We start from the raw sequence: 6,511 nt of genomic DNA, 5'->3' as shown, positions 1-6,511 counted from the left end.
GGAGAAGCCTTATCTTATGAACTCAATCAACGATTTTTTCAGCAGTTAAACTGTGAATTATATAACGCTTATGGACCAACAGAAGTAGCGGTTGAGACTACTATCTGGTGCTGTCAGCCAAATTCCCAAATTTCTATTGGACGTCCCCTTGCTAATGCCCAAGTTTATATTCTCGACAGTTATCTCCAACCGGTTCCTATTGGTGTTGCTGGAGAATTACATATTGGTGGAATGGGTTTAGCGCGTGGATATCTCAATCGTCTGGAATTAACTCAAGAAAAATTTATTTCTAACCCTTTTGCTGAGGGGAAATTATATAAAACCGGAGATTTAGCTCGCTATCTTCCTGAGGGCAATATTGAATATTTAGGGCGGATTGATAATCAAGTTAAGCTGAGAGGTTTACGCATTGAATTAGGAGAAATTCAGACGGTTTTAGAAACTCATCCCAACGTTGAACAAACTGTTGTGATTATGCGGGAAGATACCTTATATAATCAACGGTTAGTTGCTTATGTAATCAGAAAAAATTCTTTATTAACTCCTCAGGATTTGCGTCGTTTCTTACAGCAGCAACTCCCCGCTTATATGGTCCCTTCTGCCTTTGTCCTGTTGTCGGATTTTCCCTTAAATAACAATGGCAAGATAGACAGGAAAAAATTACCTGTCCCCGATGAGACATCAATTATTGAATCTGCTTATATAGCCCCAAGAAATGAAAAAGAAAGCCTCTTAGCTCAGATTTGGCAAGATGTTCTTCAGGTATCCAAAATAGGGGTTAGTGACAACTTCTTTGAGTTAGGAGGACATAGCTTAAAAGCTATTTCTCTAGTGAGTAAAATTCAGGAAAAGTTAGGGCAATCTTTGCCCATTAAACAAGTATTCGCCCATCCTACCATTGCTGAACAAGCAGCATTATTAAGCACTGTTACCCCTCTGACGGTAGCCACTATTCCCCTTGTCTCTGCACAAGAAACCTACGAAACATCCCATGCTCAGAGACGTTTCTATGTCTTGCAACAGATGGATCTCAATAATGTAGCTTATCATATTGTTTCCACCCTCAAAATAGCAGGAGATTTTAGCCCCGATGTCTTTGAAAAAGCCATACAATTATTGATTTCCCGTCATGAATCCCTGCGGACATCTTTCATTTTAATTAACGGTGAACCACAACAGAAAATCCTGCAAAATCGTCCTTTTGATTGGGAATTTAAAGACTGGACAAATAAACCTGATGAAGAAATCCTAGAAACGATTGCAAAAGAGAGAAAACCGTTTGACTTAGAGAAAAGTCCCCTGGTGCGCTCTAAGATTTATAAACTATCTGCGAATGAATATATTTTAGAGTTAGAAATTCATCATATTATCTGTGATGGTTGGTCAATGAGTTTGTTAGCTAAAGAATGCTTACAATACTACTCTGATTTAGCCAAAGGATTACAGCCTAGTATAGAGCCATTGCCGATACAATATAAAGATTATGCAGGATGGCAAAATAATCTTTTAAGAAGCGAAAATAATCCCAAAAACCTAGATTACTGGCGGCAAAAACTGGACAATGGACAACTGACCAGAGTTCACTTACCGACAGACTTTAAACGTCCCCAAATAAAGACGTTTAAGGGTTCTCATTTAAGCTGGACATTTGACCGAGAAACGATTTCTAAATTAAGAAAAATTTGTCAAGAAAACGGAATAACCCTATTCATGGCATTGGTAGCGGCTGTAAAAATATTACTGTATCGCTACAGTGGTCAACATGATATTACTATTGGTACAGAAATCGCCACCAGAAGCCATCCTCAACTGCAATCTCTAATCGGTTTATTTCTCAATACCTTAGTTATTCGTGACCAAATTGAACCCGAAAAAGGCTACAAAAATCTACTCGCAAAGGTTCGTCAAACCGTTACCGAAGCCTTAGAACATTCCGATTATCCCTTTGATATTTTAGTAGAAAAATTAGCTGTTTCTAGAGAAATTAACCGCACTCCCTTGTTTGATATATTAGTCCTTCTGCAAAATTTTGATCAACCTGTAGGCTTGGAAAATATACAAATAAAATCTCTAGATTCCCTGACCCCGACCAGTAAGTTTGATCTATCTTTTGTGTTTAGTGAAGATCAGGAAAAACTCAGATTAGAGCTAATTTATAACACCGACTTATTCCAAGAGGAGAGGATGAAAAAATGTCTCATTCACTTCGATAAACTCTTGAATGAAATGCTATCTAATCCCGCCCAACCCGTCAAAGACATTTCTTTGTTATCGGCAGCAGAAACCGCTTTTATTGCCAATTTTATCAATCCTATTCCTCGCTTAGAAACCCGTACTATTATCCATGATTTTATTGACCAAGTTGCAGCCAAACCGGAGAAAACATCGATTATTTATCCAGGGGGTAAATTTAGCTATCAAGAATTACATGAACTAACTAACTTTTGGGCTTATGCCTTAAAAGAATTAGGCGTGGAAAAAGATAAAGTTTGTGGTGTTCTCCTAGAAGGAGATTATCGTCAGTTAATCGCTATGCTGGCAGTATTTAAAGCCGGAGGAATCTATTTACCTCTACGTTTAGATGAACCAGAGGAGCGCCGGCAACGCATGATGATTAAAACTAGCCCCGAAATTATCTTAGTTGCGGCTGAGAATTTAGAGGGGATTAAACCCCAACTATCCGCATTAGAAAAACCGCCTCATATCTTAGTGGTTAAGGCTCATCAAATTCAGCAATATCATCAGTGGAATGGCATGGATTATCAAGAGTTTCCTTGCCAATTAAGCAAACTGCAACCCCTTCTAGCTATGCCGGATGCTGATGATTCTAATTATATTATGTTTACTTCTGGCTCAACCGGTGAACCTAAAGCAATTTTAGGCAGTCACGGCAGCTTACGTCATTTCATTGATTGGGAAAAACGGGAATTTGGCATTAATGAAAGTTGGCGCTGTTTACAAATTGCTCAAATTAATTTTGATGCTTATTTGAGGGAAACCTGTGTGACTTTATGCTCAGGGGGAACTCTGTATATTCCAGAGAGTACAGAGCGAGAAGACTTAGAGCTTTTATTACTGCGAATAGGAGAATGGAAAATTAACTTACTACACACTGTCCCCTCGGTAATGCGTCTATTTTTAAAGATGGGGCGTGGTTTAGTTAATGCACATAATCTCCTGAAAAGTTTGCGAATTTTTGTCTTAGGAGGAGAGCCTTTATTTGTGAAAGAACTGGCTGAATGGCATCAAATTTTTGGCTCTCAGACAGAATTTGTGAATATTTATGGGGCAAGTGAAACTACATTTGTTAAGCATTTTTATCGAATTCCTAACCCTAATAATATTCCCTATGAACGGGTTCCGGGTGGTCAAAGTTTGCCAGATGCCGCTTATGCAGTGGTTGATGGAAATCGCGCCAGGGCAATAGGAGAAGTAGGAGAAGTGTTCGTTAAATCCCCCTATTTAACCAAAGGTTATTATCAAGATGAAAGCTTAACTCATTCAGTTTTTGTGCCTAATCCTTTGAATGGGGGGAGGGATATAGTTTATCGTACTGGAGACTTAGGCAGACTGCTTCCTGATCTAACTTTAGAAGTAATAGGACGCAGTGACAATCAAATTAAATTAAATGGGGTACGGATTGAATTAGGAGAGATTGAAGATGTCCTCAGTGGGATTGAGGGAGTAGAAAAAGCCTTAGTTATGGCTAATAAAAAGGAGGAATTAGTAAACGTAATTGCTTATTATCAAGCCGAGGATACAGTTCATCAGGAATATATTCGAGGTAAATTAAAGCAACTCTTACCGATTTATATGCAGCCTAGCTTTTTAATGCGGTTAGAAGCTTTTCCCTTGTTACCCAATGGAAAAATTCATCGTCTAGCTTTGCCAAAACCCGAAGAAAATATTACTAACTTAACTAACCAAGTCCCAGATTTTAATCCACAAGAAGCTTTATTAGCTTCCCTTTGGGGTGAGTTATTAGAAGCAGAAGTTAGTAACAGTAATCAGTCATTTTTTGAACTAGGAGGAAACAGTCTGAAGGCGATGCGCTTAGTGTCACAAATCCGTAATCAATTTGGAGTTTCTCTCCGATTACGGGAAATTTTTACCCATAATACTTTAAAAGAACAAGCTGTATTAATTCAATCCCGACAAAAACGATGATCAACTTACCACAATCTGACTCAATTAACCCACTGGAAAAACAAAAATATTACCAAGTCTCTCACGGTCAAAGAAGGCTTTGGATTTTGCAGCATATCAGCGAATCTTCTAGTGCTTATAATATTAGGCTTGCCATGAGAATTAATGGCAAGTTAGATGTTTCTATATTAACAGCAGCCTTTCAAGAACTGGTGAACCGTCATGAAATTCTCAGAACCACTTTTACCAGTGTTGGGGGCAATATTAAGCAAGTTATTCATGAGCAAATTCCCACAGAACAGTTAATCATTTTTAAAGATTTAAGAGCAGAAAAAGATGCTGAACTCTTGGCAGATGATTTAATTCAAGAGTCGGCAAATTTACCTTTTAGTTTAGAAAAGTTGCCCCTTATTCGGGTCTTATTGGTGCAGATTAAGTCAGAAGAATTTATCTTTGGTTTGACTGTCCATCATATTATTGGAGATGCACAATCACTTGATATTATCTTTCAAGAGTTCTTTACATTATACTCTGCTTATAGTCAACAAAAAAAAGCTGAATTACCCCCTCTTACCCTACAGTATAAAGATTATGCGGCATGGCAAAATCAGTGGTTAGAAAGTGAAGAAGTTAGAGAACAACATGAGTATTGGTGCGAGGTTTTTGCCGAACATCCCCCTATCTTAAACTTACCGATAGACTTCCCTCGACCTCAAGTAAAATCTTCTCAAGCGGCTTCCTACACTTATCAATTTAGTGAGAGTCTTAGCCAACAATTACAAACCTTTGCAACTCGAAATCAGACAACTCTATTTATTACCCTACTGACTTTCTTTAAAATATTACTCTACCGTCACACCGGCCAACGGGATTTAGTAGTTGGTATCCCTATTTCAGCACGGAATCATCCTGATTTAGAAAACCAGATCGGGTTTTATGTTAACACCTTGGCTTTGAGATCTTTATTACCAGAGGGAGTAACTTTTAAGCAAGTCTTAGGGGAAGTAACTAACACCTGTCTTGATGCTTATGAATATCGTGATTATCCTTTTGATAAATTAGTATCCGCTCTCAATTTAGAACGTGATTTGTCCAGAAATCCCTTATTTGATGTCATGTTTTCTCTACTGAGTAAAGAAAGCAAAACTGTCTTAAAAATTCCTGGTTTGGAACATCAACCTTATCCCTTAAAACCACGGATGGCTCAATTTGATATGACTTGGAGCTTCTTTGAAGATAGTCATAATCTTACATTAGCTATTGAATATGAGCCGGATTTATTTTTGCCTGAAACTATCGCCAGAATGAGCGGTCACTTTTTACAAATTATTGAAAGTGTAATTCAGAATCCCGATTGTAAATTATCTGAGATTAATTTATTAACCCCTGAAGAACGGCATCAATTACTAATAGAGTGGAATCAAACCGAAGTCGCTTATTCTCAACAGTGTCTGCACCAGTTATTTGAAGAAAAAGTTAGAGATAATCCCGAGGCAATAGCTATTATTTTTGAGGGCAAAAAATTGACCTATCGAGAGTTAAATAATCGAGCTAATCAAGTCGGTCACTATTTACAAGAAAAAGGCGTAACTTCAGAAGTATTAGTGGGGATTTTTATTGAGCGTTCTTTTGAGATGATCATCGGAATATTGGGAATTATTAAAGCCGGGGGAGCTTATGTTCCTTTGGATCCTAATTATCCCCCTGAGCGCTTGGATTATATGATATCTGATTCAGCTATCTCTCTGTTGTTAACTCAGCAATCTTTAGTTCAATCTCTACCAGAAAATTGCCCCGAAATACTGTGTTTAGATACAGATTGGTTAAAGATAGCTAATTATAGTCAAGAGAATTTGACCTCTCCAGTTAAACCAGAAAATTTAGCTTATGTTATATACACTTCGGGTTCAACGGGAAAACCTAAAGGTGTGATGAATATTCATCAAGGAATTTGCAATACTCTAAAATACAATATTGACAATTATAATCTTAACTCTGAAGAGCGCATTCTCCAAATTACTCCCTTTAGTTTTGATGTTTCAGTTTGGGAAGTTTTCTCATCTTTAACATCTGGTGCTACCCTAGTCGTGGCTAAACCTGACGGGTATAAAGATATAGATTATTTAATAGATTTAATTGTGCAACAACAAGTAACTTGTTTCACTTGTGTTCCCTCAATATTGCGAGTTTTTCTGCAACATCCTAAGAGCAAAGATTGCCACTGTTTAAAACGAGTAATTGTCGGGGGAGAAGCCTTATCTTATGAACTCAATCAACGATTTTTTCAGCAGTTAAACTGTGAATTATATAACGCTTATGGACCAACAGAAGTAGCGGTTGAGACTACTATCTGGTGCTGTCAGCC

General features: G+C 37.7%; 2 protein-coding genes. Both read left to right on the top strand.

Going from position 1 to position 6,511, the window contains the following annotated elements; genetic code table 11:
* Positions 1-4,167, top strand: a 4,167-nt coding sequence (locus O9290_RS21940) for a condensation domain-containing protein (protein WP_288087537.1), incomplete at its 5' end; no start/stop codon positions are given.
* Positions 4,164-6,511: non-ribosomal peptide synthetase (locus tag O9290_RS21935; protein WP_288059889.1), on the top strand; the 2,348-nt coding region annotated here is incomplete at its 3' end. The genes O9290_RS21940 and O9290_RS21935, both read left to right, overlap by 4 nt.

This window comes from Microcystis sp. LE19-41.2A, from assembly GCF_027530405.1.
Classification (GTDB): domain Bacteria; phylum Cyanobacteriota; class Cyanobacteriia; order Cyanobacteriales; family Microcystaceae; genus Microcystis; species Microcystis aeruginosa.
Note: the sequence above shows the minus strand (reverse complement) of the source record. Positions and strands in the feature narration are given on the sequence as shown.